Here is an 18,486-nt window from a genome sequence, read left to right on the forward strand (position 1 = left end):
AAGGAGTGCATTTCAATGAAATTTTTCCACACAGCAGATTGGCATCTTGGTAAATTGGTACAGGGTGTTTATATGACGGAGGACCAACGTGTTGTCTTGCAACAATTTCTTCAAGCAATGGATATAGAAAAGCCAGATGCCGTAATTATTGCAGGAGATTTGTATGATCGAGCAGTTCCTCCAACGGAAGCAGTCCATCTACTAGATGAAATGTTTGCTGAGATTGTATTGAAACGCAAAATTCCCTTATTAACTATTGCAGGTAATCATGATAGTCCAGGACGCCTAAACTTTGGAAGTAAACTAATGAAAGAAACTGGCTTACATATTGTGGGTCAATTAAGTCGGGATATACAGTCTGTCATTTTAAATGATCCTTATGGTGAGGTGCATTTCCACCTTGTACCGTATGCCGATCCTTCACAAGTCCGATACCTATTGGAAGAAGAGGCAATTATTACACATAATCAGGCTATGAAAAAAATAATAGAATCAATAGAAGAGAAGATGGACAGAACGAAAAGGCATGTATTTATAGGCCATGCATTTGTGACTCCTCATGGTCAGGAGGAGGAAAATACAAGTGATTCTGAACGACCTTTAGCTATAGGCGGAGCAGAATATGTAGATGCTAGTCTGTTCCAACCGTTTCATTACACAGCTCTGGGTCATTTACACCAGGCTCACTATGTATTAAACGAAACGATCCGATATTCGGGATCTCCACTGAAATATTCAATTTCGGAGGAGCACCACAAAAAAGGCTTTTTCATTGTAGAGATGGATGGAGAAGGTAACACGACTGTAGAAAAAAGATTACTTGAACCCAAAAGGGATATGCGAACTGTAGAGGGATTCTTACAGGATATATTAAAACAACCAGTTAGTGAAGACTTTGTGTTCGTGAAGCTTTTGGATGAAACTCCGATTTTATCTCCGATGGAACAAATACGAACGGTCTATCCAAACGCTATGCATGTGGAACGAAAAGCGTTCCAATTAATAGCTCGGTCAGAAGAAAAAGAAGTTGGACGGACGAAAAAGGATGAATTCACATTATTTCGTTCGTTTTACACTGAAGTCAGTGGAAAAGAAGCATCTGAAGAAACGGAACAAATTTTTAAAGACGTATTAACTTTATTAGCACAGGAAGAACGGGAAGGAGGAAAAATTAATTGAAACCAATTCAACTGAAAATGAGTGCTTTTGGTCCATACAAATTTACCGAAACGATAGATTTTACGGAGCTAAACGGCAATCGTCTATTTGTTATTTCTGGGGCAACTGGAGCAGGTAAAACGACTATATTTGATGGGATTTGTTTTGCATTATATGGAGCAGGAAGCGGAGAGGACCGTCGCGATACGAAAATGATGCGGAGCGATTTCGCAACAGATGATACACATACTTCTGTTGAGTTGATCTTTGAGATAAATAATCGACGGTACCGTATTTTAAGGCAGTTAGCTCATGTGAAAAAAGGTAATAAAGGTGCAACAGGTGAACGATATGAATTTTTTGAAGTACAAGCAACTGGAGAAGTGCCTGCAGTAGAAAGACAGATTGTATCGGAGATTAATAAAAAAATAGAAGAAATCATTGGATTGACTTTAGAACAGTTCAGTCAGATTGTCATGCTTCCCCAAGGGGAGTTTAGAAAGCTCCTGACGTCTACTACAGAAAACAAAGAGGCAATATTACGTAAAATTTTTAAAACAGAGCCGTACAAAGTGATTCACGAAAAGCTAAAAGAGAAAAAAGTAGTTGCAGAGGCAGAGCTAAAAAAAGAACAATTGGCGCAAGAAAATTTTACGGAAAAGATTCTTGCTACATTTCCTAATCGAGCATCCAATCTTTTTCAACTAATAGAAGAAGATAATTTTAATACTTTTCAATTAGTGGAAGCGCTAAAGGAAGAGATAGATTTTTATAAAGAGAAGATAGCAATAGACGAACGTAATTACAAAGAAGCATATGAGCGACATATGAACAAGCAGAAGACTTACCATGACTCAAAAGCTATCAATGAACGCTTTAGTGAACTCGAAGTAAAAGAGCGACAGCTGGAGGTATTAAAAGAACGTAGCGAGGAATTCACCCAGAAACAGCAACAATTAGACTCTGCTAACAGAGCAAGCATTATAGAACCTATCGAAAGTTATTATAATGAGCTCGAGTTAGAGGTTAAAGGAAAGCAGAATCAATTGGAGAAAGCACAGAAAGAAAAAATCATTGCAGAAGATAATTTGCAGCAAGCAGAAGTTATCTATGCTAGGGAATCGAACAATATAGGGTCAAGGGAAAAAAGTGTGGAGACAGTTATCTACTTAAATAGTCTACTACCTATATTTGAGGAGTTAGAGATTAAAAGAAACGAGCTATTGTCACTAGAAAAAAGCAGCACAGACGTAGAACAAAAGCTTTCGACAATAGCAGTAAATCTCCAAAATCAAAAGGAACTGGGTAGAGTACAGAAACTAGAAATAGAGAAACTAGAAGAACTAATAGAACCATTAGATAGTAAAGTCCAACAACTTACTTTGCTACAAGCACAGCACAACAAACTTCAAGAATATAAAGTCGTTGATCAAGAACTACATATGCTAATTACGAAAGAAACAAAACAACAAGACAAGTTTGAACAAAGTAAAGAAGCATATGAAGACATTGAACAACTGTGGATAGGGAGTCAAGCAAGTATACTTGCATCTAAACTAGTAGAGGGTGAGCCATGCCCAGTATGTGGAAGCAAAGAGCACCCCAATACCCACACTGAGATAGATGAGCGGTTTGTTGATGAAAGTGCGCTTCGAATGGCAAAAGCAACATTAAATAAGGAAGAATCTACTTTATTAACCTTTAAGGCAAAAAAAGAGACAGTGGAAGCCCAAATCCAAAAAGTGCTCGTTCAACTCGAGGAATACGAAGTAGATGCTGGTTTAGTGGAGCAGGTAGAAACGGATTTGCTGGATCTGCAAAGAGAGGTTCAACAGCTCCGTTTACAAAAAGAAACGCTTTCTTCATTGAAACAGCCTTATAAAGAGACAGTTGCCAAAGTAGAAAAACTAGAACAGGATAAACTAGAGGTCGAGGCATTATACAGGGAGCACTCTAGCCAAGCTAAGCAAGCAAAAGCCGTATATGAATCCAAGCTTGGGACAATACCTAGTCATATACCGACATTACAAAACCTCCAAATTGAAATTGACTCTGCGAAGAAACAAAAAGAACAATTGGCACTTGCGTGGGAAAATGCACAAAATAGGATGAAATTTTCAAATGAGGTTTGTACAACAGCTCGTTTAGCATTAGAGCATACAAGTACTTCTTTACAGGAAACAGAAGTAAAACGAGACAAAGCACTAGCGCAATTCAACGAATCTTTAAGCAAAGCATCCTTTGTCACACAGGATGCATACTCTGCTGCTAAATTGACAGAAGCAGAGCGATCCGCCTTGAAAATACAATGTGAAGAATATAAACAGCGGACTCATACATTAACGGAGCAGGTAAGAGAAGGACAAGTCCAATTGTTAAACAAAACTAAAGTGGATTTGTCTCCTCTAGAAGCAGAATTGGAGCAGCTAAAAGAAGCATATGAAAAAGCACTGACTACTAGTAATAGTACAAAGGAATACGAAAAAGCAGGAAGAGAAATAGAAGAAAAGATTGCCTCTACTAGTGAGCGAATCACACTGTTGGAGGAAAAAGTACACCGAATTATGGATCTCTACGACATATTAAGAGGTCATAACCAACTAAAAATATCATTTGAGCGATATGTACAAATTGAATATTTGGAGCAAATTGTACTGGCGGCAAACGAACGCTTAAAGCATATGGCGAATGGTCAATTTCAATTGCTGCGAAGTGAAAGACAGGAAACGCATGGGAAACAAAGCGGCCTTGGTCTGGATGTATATGATTCGTACACGGGTCAAAAACGAGACGTAAAAACATTGTCAGGCGGCGAAAAATTCAATGCCTCTTTATGTCTGGCGCTTGGAATGGCAGATGTCATCCAAAGCTTCCAAGGTAACATCCGTATCGAGACAATGTTCATCGATGAAGGTTTTGGATCTCTCGATGAAGAATCTTTAAACAAAGCAATTGATACATTAATTGACTTACAAAGATCAGGTCGTATGATTGGCGTCATCTCCCATGTAGCAGAGCTAAAAGCAGCCATCCCTGCTATTTTAGAAGTAGAAAAACAAAAAGAGGGCTATAGTAGAACAAAATTTGTCGTTAAATAAAGGAGATATTCACATGGAACAGGATAGATTCTTTTTAGAGTTGGCATTGGAAGAAGCAGAGAAGGCATTGCAGGAGAACACGTATCCTGTTGGTGCGATAATCGTAGATGAAGATTTCAATGTGATCGGAAAAGGTAGAAATAGAGTCCATTCTAGCCAAGATATCACAGCCCATGCTGAATTAGACGCTATGCGAAATGCGGGATCCGCAATGTTTGATGCCAAAATTAACAACAAAAAATTCACTATTTACAGCACATTGGAGCCTTGTCCTATGTGTACGGGAGGAATTTTATTTGCTAAAATTCAGCGAGTTGTCTGGCTACTAAATGATAATCCAGGGTTTGGTGGATATAAGAAGATAAAGGATTCTTCCGTTTTTCTGGAGAAGTTTAATCGAATTGAGATGGTTGAAGAACCAATAGAAGATTTGAAAATAAGGCAGCTAGATTTAATGGCTAATTGGGCAACGAACCTTAACAATGTGACCTCACTTCGTAAGAAGATAGGGGTGCTATAAAAGAGAAAAAATGAATATTGCAGAGTAATATTCAATAAGAAAGTCCTAGTTGATTATCTAACTAGGACTTTTCTGCATTACTTGCAACCTTCTAATAACTAACACGTTGCTATTTTTATAGATTTATAACAAAAGAGGCGGTGTAATTTATGAAAAAGTTACTTATCCTTCCTTTATTACTGGTATTCCTCGCTGCTTGTCAAGAGAAGGAAAATAATTTAATTTTTAACGGTACAAGTGAAAACTGGTCAGTTCAACTAACTGTAAGTGTCATAAATGGTTCCGAAAAGAACGAATTAGAGCTAAAATACCGGGGAAATGATTTAGGTTCAGTTGAATCAGTTAATTACTATTTGGAAAATACAATTCGAGGTACAAATTTTGAAGAAAACAACGTTAGCTTAAACAAAAATGGTATCTATACAAATGAGGATTTGAGTTCTAATAGCCCTATAACCATTAGCAAAAATACCTTTATTATTTCTATAGATTGGAATGGAAATCGTGAAGATATTGTTTTAAATTAAGAAATTGTTTTAACACACTACGCACGTAAACAAGTGATATTGGTTATGATGTCCATCACAACCAACACGATAATAGTTATAGTAAGACTTCTGTCAAAAGCCCTTCCAAACAATAGAAACAGTTTTTCTTACACTTGATCTTAATATCTATTTGATAATATTTAAAAATTCTTCCTCGTTATACACCTCAAGCATGTTTAAAGCCGAATAGCCTTGTGGATCTTCGATTTTTGGATCTGCCCCATATTCATATAGGAGAGCGGCCATCTCATAGTTATCGTATTCCAATGCAGCAGTTAAAGCATTGGAGTAATTATCCGATGTATTTGGATTAGCTCCAGCATCCAACAATATTTGTGCTATCGCTATATTGCCTCCGTATATTGCATAATGGAGAGCAGTTGTCTGTTCTGAATCCTTCTCTTCTAAATCAGTTCCACTAGATACTAGATTATTAACTTGTTCTTCATCGCCATCTGAAACAGCTTCCATTAATGGTGTTAATGTCAAAGAATAATCGGTACTTAAATAGTCTTCTTCAGGAGATAGTTCTTTTAAAAAACCTTCAGAAAATAAACTAGCATACGTTAAAGTTCCGGCTGTAAATAAAGCTATTACAACAATATAACCAACAAAGAAAATTCCAAAGAATGCACCTATACCAAGTGCGATCTTACTTGAGTTTGAGTAGTATTTTGGTGTGCCTTCTATTTGCATAAAGTTCCCAACTGCTTGAATACGTTTGGGTAAAAGCGGATGGGTAGATAACACTTCGCTTAACCATACGGCAACATTTGATTCCATATGGATCTGTTCTAAATAAGCGTCTTCGTTTACCTCTGTATATAACCTTTTTCCAATTCCAAGAATTGTAAGTGCTTGTTTAGCAGCCACACCATTTTGTATAAAATAGGCAGCCTCTCGATCACAGGTATATTCACATGATCTACTATACGCTTGTGCAAGAAATGGTATGAACTGTGCAGGCATGATTAAAATATTCTTCCACACATGTCTCCTTTTTACATGAGAAAGTTCGTGCGCAATGATAAAATCGAGCTCTGCTTCTCCTTTTTCTCTAGCAAGCTCAAAAACTTCCGAATAAATAACTACCATATTTCTTCCCAAAAATCTTGTGGCGAATGCATTAAATGCTCCTTCGGAATGAATCACGAACACATCAGGTACTTTTTTTATGTTCATTTTTTCAGATAAATACAAGACACGCGCGTATTCATCTGGAAACTGTTTTTCGCTAATACGTATCCCATTGCCACGAATAGATCCGAGCATAATAGCATTTGCATAAAGTAAAAATGCGAAAAGAATTAGTAAAATAGCGATTCCGAATAAAGATACAATAGCGAGTATGTATAATAACAAACTAAAAATAATGCTAATAACGAAATAAGGAATTTCTCTATTAGAAGTTAACGCCCTGGATGACAATTAATAACCTCCCTACTAAATATTTATTAACTTACCAAACTATGTCTTTTTCGTCAATTTGAAAAATCTTTGTAAGAAGGATATCAGTTAGTATTTCATAAGTCCTTTCACACAAATTCCACTTTCGTCATATTATTTTTACAAGAGGTGGTGAAAAATGCAGGAGGAAAAAGAGGGCAAATTATACAATCCCTACGAAACGGAACAACAGGAATGGAAGAAGCGACAGGTAAAAGAACGTGGAAAGCAATTACTAACTATTATTTCTCCTATTTTCATTCTTTTACTATGGGAAATTTGTTCGAGAACAGGAGTACTTGATATACGATTTTTTCCACCACCATCTGCCATTGTTTCTACGTTTTTTGAATTGATGACCAGTGGGTTGCTATGGACTCATATTTCCGTCTCTTTATATAGAATTGCCGCTGGATTTTTATTGGGGGTAATACCAGGAATACTCATCGGACTTCTCATGGGATTGTATGCACCGATCCGGCATTTTATCTCGCCGATTATCATGGCATTTATGCCTATTCCAACTTTGGCTTTACTCCCAATTATCATTATCCTTTTTGGTATTGGAGACTTTTCAAAAGTTGTTACGATTGCAGGTAGTGTATTTTTCCCAGTGGTTATCAATACTGTCGCTGGTGTATTGAATATAGAAAAAGTTCACTTAGATGTAGCCAAAAATTATGGAGCAAGTCCAACCGACTTCTTTCTTAGAATTGCATTCCCAGGTGCACTTCCCGTAATGCTAGAAGGTATTCAGATGGGGCAGGCGATTGCACTTCTTACAATTGTCGCGGCTGAAATGATGGGTGCCACATCAGGTATTGGTTATTTGATCTGGACCTCCTACAAAGCATTTATGTTAAAAGAGATGTTCGTCGGATTGATACTCATTTCTTTCTTTGGATTTTTGTTTTCTCTTTTCTTACGTGGTCTACAAAGAAAAATTGTCCCTTGGAGGTGATTAAATGGACCAACCATTTAAAATTTCTATCGATAATCTCACGAAAGTATTTTATAAGAAAAATAATAGTGTAACAGCTATACAAAACATTACGTTAAATGTTGCTGAAGGCGAGTTTGTCTGTATAGTCGGTCCAAGTGGATGTGGGAAAACAACTTTACTGCGAATTTTAGCTGACCTGGAGCAGCCAAGTTCGGGTACATTTTCAATCGAGTCGGATACTGACTTTCGACCACTACAATCGATGGTCTTCCAAGAGAAGGGAGTCATTCCCTGGTTGACTGTGGAAGAAAACGTTGCATTCGGACTGAATATGCGTCATTTGCCGAAAGAATTTGTTCGTAAGCAAACCAATTATTATTTAAAAAAAGTTGGTCTTACCAAATTTTCTAAGCTATACCCGAACGAACTCTCCGGAGGTATGAAACAACGAATAAGCATCGCAAGGGCATTTGCAAATGACCCGGAAATTCTACTAATGGATGAACCATTTGCAGCACTGGACGAACAGAACAAATTCATATTACAAGAAGAACTCCTTTCTATTTGGTCCGAGACAAAAAAAACGGTGATATTTATTACGCATAGTATCGATGAAGCTTTGTTATTAAGTGACCGTATCGTGTTGATGAGTGCTCAACCAGGAAAAATAGTAGAAGAAATAAAAGTTCCTCTGCCAAGACCACGTACGATCGAGCAAGTTCGTGCAAATCTTGAAATGGCGGAGCAGTTTATAACAATTTGGAATCACCTGCAACAGGAAGTTCAAAAGTCGAGAAAGTAAGGAGGAAATATGTGAAAAAGTGGTTTTTTTTAATAACCGTGTCTATTGTACTTCTACTTGGTGCATGTAGTTCCAAGGATAAGGACAGTACATCTGGAGTAAATGATGAGGTGAGTAAAGACAATCCTTCGGGAGATCTTGCACCTCTAGATAAAAAAGTAAAGGTTATTATTGCAGAGGATGGATCTGCCTCTGGAGCGGGGTTTTATATTGCAAAAGAAAAGGGATACTTTGAGGATTACAATATAGATGTAGAGTTTGCAGTGTTCTCGAATAGTGATGAAATGTTGCCAGCTCTTGCGTCTGGAGATGTAGATATCGCAGGAGGGGTATCGACTGCGTCGTTCTTTAATGCTATTGCACAAGGAATTGACGTGAAAATAATTGCAGACAAAGGGCATAATGTTCCAGGGAAATCCTATTTTTCATTTGTAATAGGAAATCAAATGGTAGATGAAATTAAAGATTATGAGGATTTTAAGGGTAAAAAGATTGCCATATCCTCTAAAAACTCGATTGATGAATATATTTATTTGGAAATGCTAAAGCATGCTGGACTAACGTCTGAAGATGTGGAGTTAGTATTACTTGCCGATTTCGGAAGTATGCTAGGTGCCATTGAAAACGGATCGATTGATGCAGCACTTCAAATAGAGCCTTTAATAGCACAAGGGATTGAAAATGGATTTCATCATCGCTTTGGAGATGCAACGGATTATGCACCAGAATCTCAAATCGCTATGGTTCTAGGATCTCCACAATTTATGAGTGATGAAAAAGATGTATCTCTGCGGTTTATGGCTGCCTATTTAAAAGGAGTTCGTGACTATAATGATGCCTTTATCAAAGGTGAAAACAAAGCTGAAATTATAGATATTATGACTAAGCACACATCTTTAAAAGATTCTGCTCTTTGGGAAAAAGTATTTGTAACTGGATTAGACCCAGATGGGAAAATGTTTTTAGACGATGTGTTAAAACAATATAATGCTTACAAAGAAAACGGAGCTATTAGTGGAGAAGTAGACTTTGATAAGGCTGTGGATACATCTATGACTGAAAAAGCGGTAGAAATATTAGGAGCATACGAAAAGTAAAACGTCCAGTATCTTGGACGTTTTTTTCACAGACGAAAATGGAGCAGCATTTTTTCTAATTCATTGTACTTTACTAAATTGGATATAATACAATGGAATGCAAGCAAGTTAAAATGAGGTGCATAAAATGGTGAATATTTTAGTCGATGCAGATGGGTGTCCAGTAGTGGACTTAACTATTCAAGTGGCAAGGAAATTTAATATGAAGACAACTTTACTTTGTGATACCGCGCATTATATGCAAAGAGATGGTGCAGAGACAATAATGGTATCTAAAGGAGCAGATGCAGTAGATTTTGTTCTAGTTAATAGAGTAAAAAAAGGTGACATAGTCGTGACCCAAGACTATGGTTTAGCTGCGATGGTTTTAGCTAAACAAGGGTTTGCAATCGATCAAAACGGGAGATGGTATACACCTGAAAATATTGACCAGCTTCTCGATAGTCGCCATATATCCAAGAAGATTAGACAGGCTGGTGGTCGTTTGAAAGGACCAAGAAAACGTCAAAAAGAAGACAATGAAAAATTTGAAGCAAGCTTTCATAAATTATGTGAGCATGCTTTACAAGCTGGATTCTAACCTCCTTCCTTTAAGATGAGCTCACTTAAAGTTGGATTGTCTATAAAGATTCCGTTTGCATCAAGTTGAATCGCATTTTTCATATCTATTTCATTTTTAATAGAAAAAAGGTGAACCTGCAAGCCATTCAATTGTGCTTCATGAATAAAATCTTGGTCAGCTGATTTTAAATGGACCCCTATTCCACTAGCATATCTTCGTAAACGTTCAAAGTCCAAATTAGATAAAGTAGCTTTCTCTTTGAAACTAAACAGTTGAATAAGAGGAAGCGACGGCTCTAGTGCGTGGAGTTTTGTTAAGCTGTCTTCATTAAACGACTCTAAAATAACTTTTGGCAAATTGTTATCTTCTTGTATTAAATCATATTTTTTTATTAGAGCAACAACCTTTTCTTCCATTCCTTCATAAATACGTGGAGACTTCAATTCAATATAATAGTTCACATCATCTCCAAAATGCAGAAAAATCTCCTCTAAAGTAGGCACCTGTTCTTGTTCAAACTCTCTATTAGCCAACCCGGGATGCGCTTCATTAAACCATTTCCCAGCATTTAAATTTTTTAACTCCTCCAAAGTGTACTCCTTTACAAATCCAGTTCCGTCAGTTGTACGATCCAACTTTTCATCGTGCATGGCAACTAGTACTCCATCCTTCGTCATTTGTAAATCAATTTCAATGTAATCTACGTCTGCTTGATGAGCTATTTCGTATGCAGTCATTGTATGTTCGGGTGCAAAAGCAGAAGCTCCACGGTGTGCAATGAACAAAATCTCTTGAGTTTCAATAGGCTGTATTGAATCCTGACTGGCACAGCCTGAAATTAAACTTAGGATAACAAGGAATGAGAAAATTAACCGCATTAGAGCCTCCTTTCTAAGCTTAACTTGTTGGAATTATTATATATATTCGAATACACAAGACGATATTTAAAAGTACAACCATATTTTAACTAAACAATCTATTTAACAAGTAGCACTTTTTTTGGTATATTAGACGGTGGACAAAATTAGAAAAGGTGGAGTAAAAAATGGAAACAAATGCATACAGAGTATTACTTTACTATAAATATGTCCCGATTGAAGATCCGGTAACATTTGCACAAGAACATCTTGCAGCATGTAGGGAAATTGGGTTAAAAGGGCGTATTTTAGTATCAGACGAAGGAATAAACGGAACGTGCTCAGGAACAGTTGAACAAACTGAAGCATATATGAACATGATGAAAGCAGACGAACGCTTTGCTGACATGGTGTACAAAATAGATGAAGCAGAAGGACATGCCTTCAAAAAAATGCATGTTCGTCCGAAGAAAGAAATCGTACATTTAGGATTAGCAGAAGATATCAATCCAAATGAAATAACAGGAGAATATCTCTCTCCAAAAGAGTTTTTTGAACAAATGCAGGCAGAAGATACGGTTGTAATCGATGCTCGTAATGACTATGAATTTGATCTTGGACATTTCCGCGGAGCAATTCGTCCGGATATCCGCAACTTCCGTGACTTACCAGACTGGATGCTGGAGAACAAGGAAATGTTCGAAGGTAAAAAAGTACTTACGTATTGTACTGGTGGGATTCGTTGTGAAAAATTCTCGGGTTGGTTAGTAAGAGAAGGTTTTGAAGGTGTAGGTCAACTACACGGTGGAATCGCTACTTACGCCAAAGATCCAGAAGTACGCGGTCAACTTTGGGATGGTCAAATGTACGTGTTTGATGAGCGCATCGCTGTGCCGATTAACCAAGTGGAGCATGTCATCGTAGGAAAAGATCATTTCACAGGAGAGCCATGTGAACGTTATGTAAACTGTGCAAATCCTGATTGTAATGATAAAATTCTTTGCTCAGAAGAAAACGAACACAAGTATTTACGTAGCTGTTCGGATGAATGTCGTGAGCATCCACGTAATCGCTATATCGTAGAACATAAATTATCTGAAGATGAAGTAGAAGCTAGATTAGCTGCTATAAAATAACATACGAAAGCCCATGCAGGTTGACTAGCATGGGCTTATTTTTTTTATAAATTTCAATGGGTCTTACTTTTTAAATATAGTTTCGTTGAACCAATTAATGATTAGATTGCGTTCCATTAAGCCACGCTTTAATCTAACGTGTAGCGACCACGTGACAGTATAATAAGGGGATGATTTAAATATATTAAACGTATAGAGGGGATTCGCCTTCCTGTATAGAAAGTAACAAAGAGTTCATTTTTCAAAAATAGAATGGAGGAACGTATATGTCAATCGAAGTGAAAAATATTTCAGATTTGAACACAGTCAACGTATCCAAGCTAATTCAAGAAAGTGAAAAAGAAGGGTATCGCTTCGTGTCCAGATTAGTATCAGAATATGAAGACGGAACACATCGTTTCAGTGAACGGGGAGAGGCAATTTATGGAGCATGGGATGAAGATGAACTAGTAGCAATTGGTGGTTTGTTTCGAAATACCGCTAGCGAAGCTGACAACTCAGCTCGACTATTCAGATTTTACACTTTACCAGCGTATCGTCGAAAAGGTGTAGGAAGTGAACTATTAAAGGCAGTTTCTGAAAACGCAAAAGGTCATTTTAAAGAAATCACGACAAAGACAGAGTCCGCAAAGGCAGATTCATTTTACCGTGCGAACGGATTCATATTTGATGAGCGCTCACCAGATGTCACGCATGTGTTGAGCCTAGAATAGAAAGGGTTTACATTATGGATATACAACAATTAGGAATGACTTTTCCTTTAATCTTCAATATGCAAAACAAAGAAGAAATAATTTGGTTCAATCCAAATCAAATAAAAGCAGAAGATGCATTAAAAAACGTATCTGTTACTGCTGAAATGGTGCAAAATGCGAGCGATCGTTTAGATCGCTTTGCCTCTTATTTACGTATTGCTTTTCCGGAGACAGCGAAAGCAGAAGGTATAATTGAGTCGCCACTTGTGAAAATTCCAAAAATGGCTTCTGTCTTAAAGGAATTCTTTCAAACAGAGTTGAATGGAGAATTGCTATTAAAATGTGATAATGCATTACCAATATCGGGATCTATTAAAGCTCGCGGTGGAATTTATGAAGTACTTAAAATTGCAGAGCAGCTGGCGCTACGAGAGGGTTTGTTGAAAGAGACAGATGATTATGCCATACTCTCCACCGAAAAATTCAAGCAATTTTTTTCTAACTATTCCATTGCAGTGGGCTCCACCGGGAATCTAGGACTCAGCATAGGGATAATGAGTGCGAAGCTTGGATTTCAAGTAACTGTTCATATGTCTAGCGATGCGAAACAATGGAAAAAGGACATGCTTCGTTCAAAAGGGGCAACGGTTGTTGAGTACAATTTTGATTATAGTATTGCGGTAATGGAAGGTAGAAAACAAGCGGAGAAGGATTCATCTTGCTTTTTTATAGATGACGAAAATTCGGTCGATTTATTTGTAGGCTATGCCGTTGCAGCAAGTAGGCTACAAACTCAATTGGAACAATTGAAAATCATAGTTGACGCCGAGCACCCACTGTTTGTATATTTGCCTTGCGGAGTTGGTGGGGGTCCAGGTGGAGTCGCATTTGGACTAAAGTTGTTATTCGGAGATCATGTGCATTGCTATTTTGCGGAGCCAACAAGTTCTCCTTGCATGCTACTAGGGCTAATGACGGGATTACATGAGAAGATTTCCGTAGCGGATATCGGACTTGATAACAAAACGGATGCGGATGGATTAGCTGTCGGCCGACCGTCTGGATTTGTGGGGAAAACTTTGGAGAAACTCATTAGTGGAAGTTACACGATTAATGATAAAACGTTATATGAGCTACTAGCTTTATTGGCAGATACCGAGAATATTTTATTAGAGCCATCTGCACTCGCTGGAATGACAGGACCAATTCATCTAACAAAAGAAGGTGTTTCCTTACAAAAGGCTACACATATTGTTTGGGCAACAGGTGGAGGAATGGTTCCTTCCCAGGAGATGGATGCCTATTATGAAAAAGGCAAGCAATACCTTAAATAGTAATCCCCAATCCTACTTTTTTTAAAAGTAGGATTTTTTATTCCATTTTGCTCTACTATATATAGAACAAATGTGTTATGCTATATGTATAACAGAAATAAGAGAGGGTTACTTCATGTTTATTGAAATAAATTCTAATTCTGATGTCCCCATCTATTTGCAGCTGGCTCACCAACTTATGGAAGGGATGGTACGAGGTGAACTTAAAGCAGGAGACTCCCTACCGTCCGTAAGAGCTTTTGCGAACGATCTCGGGATGAATATGCATACAGTTAACAAGGCTTATCACTATCTGGAAGAAAAAGAGCTTATACAAATAGTGGCAAAATCAGGTGTTATTATTCAGCCAAATGGTATCCCAGAGGCGTCAGAGGAAAAAAAGCAAAAACTAGCAGCACAGCTACGTCCATATGTAACAGAAGGATTAGTTCTGAACCTCCAAGAAGAGGAACTAGTACAAATGGTACGTAAGCTTGTACAAAACATTGAGGAGGGGAACGAATGATTATTGCGCTTTTTGGATTCATTCTATTATTTATCACTGTTTTACAAGCATTTATGCCAAAATTCTTAAAGCCAACAGAAGCATTTGGTGTGTATGTGCCAGAGGGACATACGAAAGATTCAGTGGTGGTAAAACTCAAATCCAATTACACAAGATTTGTATTAACATTCGGTATAATCTTATTTATAGGCTACCTATGGTGGGGAATGACACAAAATCCATCAGAGGAAATGCTAGTTCTAGTGAGCGTGATTGTTCAGTTTATCACTTTATTCGTAAGCATAAGTTACTATTTTATGATGCATGTTCGAGTGAAAAAACAGAAAGAAACGCAAGGATGGTTAGATGGTAAGAGCGAAGTGAGAATAGTGGATGTAAAGTTTCAAGAAAAGCTCAAGCTAATACCTCGTGTAATCTTTATCATTCCTATGATTGTTACTGTAGGTTTAATCATTTATACATTTATGAAATATGATCAAATGCCAGAAATGATTCCTACCCATTGGGGACCAACTGGGGAAGCAGATGCGTTTAGTGAAAAAACATATTTTAGTGTAATTGCACTGCCGCTTATATTACTCGTAATGCAAGGTATGTTTCTTTTAATGAGTGAGGGGATGAAATTTTCTGGTGCCCGTATTAATCCAGCCAACAAAAAAACCTCTCTTGCACAACAGCTTGCTTTTAGAAGATATACAAGTTTACTTGCGCTTTTCATCACTATTGGGATAACACTTCTGTTAGGGTATTTCCATTTACAAACGATTCACCCTGCAATCTCATCAGCATTAGTCATGTGGTTTTTACCTTTAGCTTTTTTAATACTAACATTTGTAATTATAGGCATTTATGCTGTTAAAGTAGGGCAAAGTGGATCTCGGTTAAAAGTTGAAGGAAACAGCCCGACGTTAGAAAACAAGATAGCTATTGACGAGGACCAATACTGGAAGGGCGGGATGTTTTACATCAATAAAAACGACCCAAGTATCATGGTAGAAAAGCGGTTTGGAGTAGGATGGACATTAAATTTTGCTCATCCAATAAGCTGGATTGTACTATTTGTGCCTCTAATTCTTATATTGGGAATAACGTTTTTATTATAAGAAAAGCAGCTACCCAAGTTTTTGGGAGCTGCTTTTTGCAAAGTTTTTTAAAATCAATATCTGTCTAGCTCCAGCGCCTTGCCATTCGAGTCACTTCAGAATTTTAGCAAAGGCAAAGTACGCCTTTACATAAAATTCTTCCAGCGCTTTTCAGGGGTTTCATCGGCGCTTCCGCAACTCTTATTCAGCGTCGAAAACTTCTACTTTTTCCATTTTAGCGCCGTTTTTCATTGCTTTTGCTACTTCAAGCCCACTTGTTACTTTACCAAAAACAGTATGAACACCGTCTAGATGTGGTTGTGGCTCATGCACGATGAAGAATTGGCTAGAACCTGTGTCTTTACCAGCATGCGCCATAGAAAGGCTTCCTGCTTCGTGTTTGTGTGGGTTTCCAACAGTTTCACACTTAATCGTTTTTCCACTTCCGCCCATACCAGTACCAGTTGGGTCTCCACCTTGGCTTACGAAACCAGGAATAACACGGTGGAAAACTACTCCGTTATAAAATCCGCTGTTTGCTAATTCTTCAAAGTTTGCTACTGTATTCGGTGCCTCATTTGGGAATAAATCAAATTCAATTTTTTCTCCAGAATCCATTAAGAAATAACCCTTTTTTGTCATTTAAAACACTCCTTTTTTCGAATAAATCCTTCATCAGTATAGCATGTACCTGGTGCATTTTCCAAAACAGAGCTGCCCAAAAAATTAAATTACCATACATAGCTATTTAAGGATAAAACAATCAAGCTGTTATTTATGCTCATTTATCAGAGTCTCTTTGAAATACAGTCCAGCCAACATTGTTTTTTGCTTGATTAAATGTATCCATTAATTCCTGTCCGCTTAGTCCTTTCGCTTTCATACTTTCCATTAGTTGCTCAGCAAAATCATCTGATATTTTGGTAATTGGTTTTATTAAGAGCCCTTCTTCTGTCATTTCGACCGACACTTCATCTTTGAAATCGAAGGCATCCAAGAATGATTTAGGAATAGTTAATTGTCCTTGTTTCGAGATTTTCACTTTTTTTATATCTTTCATCGTACATCCGCCTTATCTATCTAAATGCGACTTTTTCCATTCATTGTAACGAACTTTAGATAAAAGTGAAATCTTCTTCTCAGTTGTACAAGCTTAAGGTAAGGGATATGTCAATATTCCTGTTTCCTTGATGGACTAAACATTACTGGACATCATGTAATATAATACTGAAAGGGAAGAGAGAAAGTGGTACGATACAAAAAGAGGTGAAGCTAAATGAATGGGCAAAATAGAAAAGACGTAAAACCAGGGTTGGAAGTATATATTATTTTAAAAAAAGACCAACGATCAGGAGAGAAAACAAGAGGTATTGTGAAAGACCTATTAACGAATTCGTCTTTTCATCCACATGGCATAAAAGTGCGATTGACAGATGGACAAATAGGACGAGTTTGTGAAATCATAGGATAAATTATCGCGCGAAAAAGGAGTGTAGTTAAGTGCAAGTAGAAGGTCAAATTTTACAGTGGTTTAACCACTTTCATAAATATCCAGAAATCAGCTGGAAGGAATACGAAACTACGAATAAGCTAGCGGAAATTTTAGATGGTTTAAATATTTCCTATCGAAGATTTGACGATGTAACCGGATTACTAGCAGAAATCGGAGAAGGAACAGAAGTAATTGCTGTTCGTGCCGATATTGATGCGCTTTGGCAAGAAGTAGATGGAGAGTTCCGTGCAAATCATTCTTGTGGACATGATGCCAATATTTCCATGGTATTGGGAGCATTATTGCTATTGAAGGATGAAAAACTAAACAAACGAATTCGCTTTATCTTCCAGCCGGCAGAAGAAAAAGGTAATGGGGCAAACTCCATGATAGACCGTGGAGCCTTGGAAGACGTCACGCATCTTTTTGGAGTACATTTACGACCGATTGAGGAACTTCCATTCGGAAAAGTTGCACCTGCTATACATCATGGGGCAGCATTGTTTGTAGAGGGTAAGATAAAAGGAATTGATGCTCATGGTGCTAGACCTCATCAAGGAAAAAATGCAATCGATGTAGCAATGGCCATTCATCAAGCGTTGAAAAATTTATACTTTTCGCCATTCGAATCATATTCTGCGAAGTTAACGAAGATTCAAGCAGGTGGAGAAAATTCAAATATTATTCCAGGTATTGCTACGTTTTCAATCGATGTGAGAGCAGCAAAGAATAGTATTTTATTTCAAATGAAAGATCGAATCGACAAAGACTTAAATACAATTCAACAATTATTTGATATAGAAATCGAGTGGGAATTTCAAGACATTACACCAGGTGCTGAAGTATCGAAGGAAGCATCAGCAGTTGCAAAAGCAGCAATTATTGAAACTATAGGTATGGAAAACTTGGCAGAGGAAGTAATTACTTCAGGTAGCGATGATTTTCATTTTTATACTATTAGACATCCTGAAGTAAAGGCTGCAATGATTGGCATTGGTGCTGACTTGTCACCGGGATTGCACCACCCTAATATGACTTTTAACAGAGATTCGTTACTTATGGGAGCTAAAGTGATAGCGAAAACGCTTTCAAGTCTATCAAAATAGTATTGACTAGCTCCCCATTTCCATTTATTATTACACTATTAACGACTATTAAACGTCAATTTAGAATTGTCCTAATAGTTGTGAGGGGGAAATGTCATGGAAGAA

General features: G+C 37.4%; 19 protein-coding genes. 15 read left to right on the forward strand and 4 right to left on the reverse strand.

Annotated features, from left to right (window positions below):
* Positions 1 to 15 precede the first annotated feature (15 nt).
* From ACIQX2_RS04765 to ACIQX2_RS04780, 4 genes are all read left to right on the forward strand, one after another.
* Positions 16 to 1,179 (forward strand): exonuclease SbcCD subunit D, encoded by a 1,164-nt coding sequence (locus tag ACIQX2_RS04765; RefSeq protein WP_402847513.1) that lies wholly within the window; start codon positions 16 to 18, stop codon positions 1,177 to 1,179.
* Complete coding sequence (locus ACIQX2_RS04770) at positions 1,176 to 4,256, forward strand: AAA family ATPase (protein ID WP_402847514.1); 3,081 nt, start codon at positions 1,176 to 1,178, stop codon at positions 4,254 to 4,256. Before ACIQX2_RS04765 ends, ACIQX2_RS04770 begins: the two co-directional genes overlap by 4 nt.
* 7 nt (positions 4,257 to 4,263) lie before the next feature.
* Positions 4,264 to 4,776 (forward strand): nucleoside deaminase, encoded by a 513-nt coding sequence (locus ACIQX2_RS04775; protein ID WP_402849073.1) that lies wholly within the window; start codon positions 4,264 to 4,266, stop codon positions 4,774 to 4,776.
* Between the two features lie 149 nt (positions 4,777 to 4,925).
* Positions 4,926 to 5,303 carry a hypothetical protein gene (locus ACIQX2_RS04780; RefSeq protein ID WP_402847515.1) on the forward strand — a complete coding sequence of 126 codons (378 nt, stop codon included), beginning with the start codon at positions 4,926 to 4,928 and terminating at the stop codon, positions 5,301 to 5,303.
* A 147-nt stretch (positions 5,304 to 5,450) separates the two neighbouring features.
* Here the strand turns inward: ACIQX2_RS04780 and ACIQX2_RS04785 are convergent, their stop codons facing one another.
* Positions 5,451 to 6,752, reverse strand: a complete 1,302-nt coding sequence (locus ACIQX2_RS04785; protein WP_402847516.1) for a M48 family metallopeptidase — start codon at positions 6,750 to 6,752, stop codon at positions 5,451 to 5,453.
* 157 nt (positions 6,753 to 6,909) lie between these two features.
* On the opposite strand from ACIQX2_RS04785, the gene ACIQX2_RS04790 reads away from it, so the two are divergent.
* The 4 genes from ACIQX2_RS04790 (at position 6,910) to ACIQX2_RS04805 (ending at position 10,192) form a co-directional block, all read left to right on the forward strand.
* The gene (locus tag ACIQX2_RS04790; RefSeq protein ID WP_402847517.1) at positions 6,910 to 7,731 is read left to right on the forward strand and encodes an ABC transporter permease; all 822 of its coding nucleotides are present in this window, start codon (positions 6,910 to 6,912) and stop codon (positions 7,729 to 7,731) included.
* 4 nt (positions 7,732 to 7,735) lie between these two features.
* Complete coding sequence (locus ACIQX2_RS04795; RefSeq protein WP_402847518.1) at positions 7,736 to 8,515, forward strand: ABC transporter ATP-binding protein; 780 nt, start codon at positions 7,736 to 7,738, stop codon at positions 8,513 to 8,515.
* A gap of 11 nt (positions 8,516 to 8,526) precedes the next feature.
* The gene (locus ACIQX2_RS04800; RefSeq protein WP_402847519.1) at positions 8,527 to 9,612 is read left to right on the forward strand and encodes an ABC transporter substrate-binding protein; all 1,086 of its coding nucleotides are present in this window, start codon (positions 8,527 to 8,529) and stop codon (positions 9,610 to 9,612) included.
* 127 nt (positions 9,613 to 9,739) lie between these two features.
* Complete coding sequence (locus ACIQX2_RS04805) at positions 9,740 to 10,192, forward strand: YaiI/YqxD family protein (RefSeq protein WP_402847520.1); 453 nt, start codon at positions 9,740 to 9,742, stop codon at positions 10,190 to 10,192.
* Here the strand turns inward: ACIQX2_RS04805 and ACIQX2_RS04810 are convergent.
* On the reverse strand, positions 10,189 to 11,052 hold the full coding sequence (locus ACIQX2_RS04810; RefSeq protein ID WP_402847521.1) for a glycerophosphodiester phosphodiesterase family protein: 864 nt from the start codon (positions 11,050 to 11,052) through the stop codon (positions 10,189 to 10,191). The two genes, ACIQX2_RS04805 and ACIQX2_RS04810, sit on opposite strands and share 4 nt — an antisense overlap.
* 167 nt (positions 11,053 to 11,219) lie before the next feature.
* Between ACIQX2_RS04810 and trhO the strand changes: the two genes are divergently transcribed.
* The 5 genes from trhO (at position 11,220) to ACIQX2_RS04835 (ending at position 15,804) form a co-directional block, all read left to right on the forward strand.
* Entirely contained in the window at positions 11,220 to 12,167 is a 948-nt protein-coding gene (trhO, locus tag ACIQX2_RS04815; RefSeq protein ID WP_402847522.1) for an oxygen-dependent tRNA uridine(34) hydroxylase TrhO, read from the forward strand.
* Positions 12,168 to 12,433: 266 nt separating this feature from the next.
* Positions 12,434 to 12,880: a GNAT family N-acetyltransferase gene (locus ACIQX2_RS04820; RefSeq protein WP_402847523.1), complete on the forward strand. Its 447-nt coding sequence runs from the start codon at positions 12,434 to 12,436 to the stop codon at positions 12,878 to 12,880.
* Positions 12,881 to 12,894: 14 nt separating this feature from the next.
* On the forward strand, positions 12,895 to 14,196 hold the full coding sequence (locus ACIQX2_RS04825) for a D-serine ammonia-lyase (RefSeq protein ID WP_402847524.1): 1,302 nt from the start codon (positions 12,895 to 12,897) through the stop codon (positions 14,194 to 14,196).
* Positions 14,197 to 14,311: 115 nt separating this feature from the next.
* Positions 14,312 to 14,701 (forward strand): GntR family transcriptional regulator, encoded by a 390-nt coding sequence (locus ACIQX2_RS04830; protein ID WP_402847525.1) that lies wholly within the window; start codon positions 14,312 to 14,314, stop codon positions 14,699 to 14,701.
* A complete protein-coding gene (locus tag ACIQX2_RS04835) occupies positions 14,698 to 15,804 on the forward strand; it encodes a DUF1648 domain-containing protein (RefSeq protein WP_402847526.1) in 1,107 nt (368 codons plus the stop codon). Before ACIQX2_RS04830 ends, ACIQX2_RS04835 begins: the two co-directional genes overlap by 4 nt.
* Positions 15,805 to 15,984: 180 nt before the next feature.
* Here the strand turns inward: ACIQX2_RS04835 and ACIQX2_RS04840 are convergent, their stop codons facing one another.
* Together ACIQX2_RS04840 and ACIQX2_RS04845 are read right to left on the reverse strand one after the other, a co-directional pair.
* On the reverse strand, positions 15,985 to 16,425 hold the full coding sequence (locus ACIQX2_RS04840) for a peptidylprolyl isomerase (RefSeq protein ID WP_402847527.1): 441 nt from the start codon (positions 16,423 to 16,425) through the stop codon (positions 15,985 to 15,987).
* A 139-nt stretch (positions 16,426 to 16,564) separates the two neighbouring features.
* The gene (locus ACIQX2_RS04845) at positions 16,565 to 16,843 is read right to left on the reverse strand and encodes an AbrB/MazE/SpoVT family DNA-binding domain-containing protein (RefSeq protein WP_402847528.1); all 279 of its coding nucleotides are present in this window, start codon (positions 16,841 to 16,843) and stop codon (positions 16,565 to 16,567) included.
* 216 nt (positions 16,844 to 17,059) lie between these two features.
* On the opposite strand from ACIQX2_RS04845, the gene ACIQX2_RS04850 reads away from it, so the two are divergent.
* Complete coding sequence (locus tag ACIQX2_RS04850; RefSeq protein WP_093062970.1) at positions 17,060 to 17,254, forward strand: YwbE family protein; 195 nt, start codon at positions 17,060 to 17,062, stop codon at positions 17,252 to 17,254.
* A gap of 29 nt (positions 17,255 to 17,283) precedes the next feature.
* Entirely contained in the window at positions 17,284 to 18,381 is a 1,098-nt protein-coding gene (locus ACIQX2_RS04855; protein WP_402847529.1) for an amidohydrolase, read from the forward strand.
* Positions 18,382 to 18,486 lie beyond the last annotated feature (105 nt).

Origin of the sequence: Psychrobacillus sp. NPDC096623 (genome assembly GCF_044762655.1) — a bacterium.
Lineage (GTDB): Bacteria > Bacillota > Bacilli > Bacillales_A > Planococcaceae > Psychrobacillus.

Coding starts and splice junctions, on each gene's coding strand:
- ACIQX2_RS04850 (WP_093062970.1), top strand. CDS start 17,060: ATGAATGGGCAAAATAGAAAAGACGTAAAACCAGGGTTGGAAGTATAT.
- ACIQX2_RS04790 (WP_402847517.1), top strand. CDS start 6,910: ATGCAGGAGGAAAAAGAGGGCAAATTATACAATCCCTACGAAACGGAA.
- ACIQX2_RS04795 (WP_402847518.1), top strand. CDS start 7,736: ATGGACCAACCATTTAAAATTTCTATCGATAATCTCACGAAAGTATTT.
- ACIQX2_RS04765 (WP_402847513.1), top strand. CDS start 16: ATGAAATTTTTCCACACAGCAGATTGGCATCTTGGTAAATTGGTACAG.
- ACIQX2_RS04805 (WP_402847520.1), top strand. CDS start 9,740: ATGGTGAATATTTTAGTCGATGCAGATGGGTGTCCAGTAGTGGACTTA.
- ACIQX2_RS04780 (WP_402847515.1), top strand. CDS start 4,926: ATGAAAAAGTTACTTATCCTTCCTTTATTACTGGTATTCCTCGCTGCT.
- ACIQX2_RS04820 (WP_402847523.1), top strand. CDS start 12,434: ATGTCAATCGAAGTGAAAAATATTTCAGATTTGAACACAGTCAACGTA.
- ACIQX2_RS04840 (WP_402847527.1), bottom strand. CDS start 16,425: ATGACAAAAAAGGGTTATTTCTTAATGGATTCTGGAGAAAAAATTGAA.
- ACIQX2_RS04830 (WP_402847525.1), top strand. CDS start 14,312: ATGTTTATTGAAATAAATTCTAATTCTGATGTCCCCATCTATTTGCAG.
- ACIQX2_RS04810 (WP_402847521.1), bottom strand. CDS start 11,052: ATGCGGTTAATTTTCTCATTCCTTGTTATCCTAAGTTTAATTTCAGGC.
- ACIQX2_RS04825 (WP_402847524.1), top strand. CDS start 12,895: ATGGATATACAACAATTAGGAATGACTTTTCCTTTAATCTTCAATATG.
- ACIQX2_RS04835 (WP_402847526.1), top strand. CDS start 14,698: ATGATTATTGCGCTTTTTGGATTCATTCTATTATTTATCACTGTTTTA.
- ACIQX2_RS04845 (WP_402847528.1), bottom strand. CDS start 16,843: ATGAAAGATATAAAAAAAGTGAAAATCTCGAAACAAGGACAATTAACT.
- trhO (WP_402847522.1), top strand. CDS start 11,220: ATGGAAACAAATGCATACAGAGTATTACTTTACTATAAATATGTCCCG.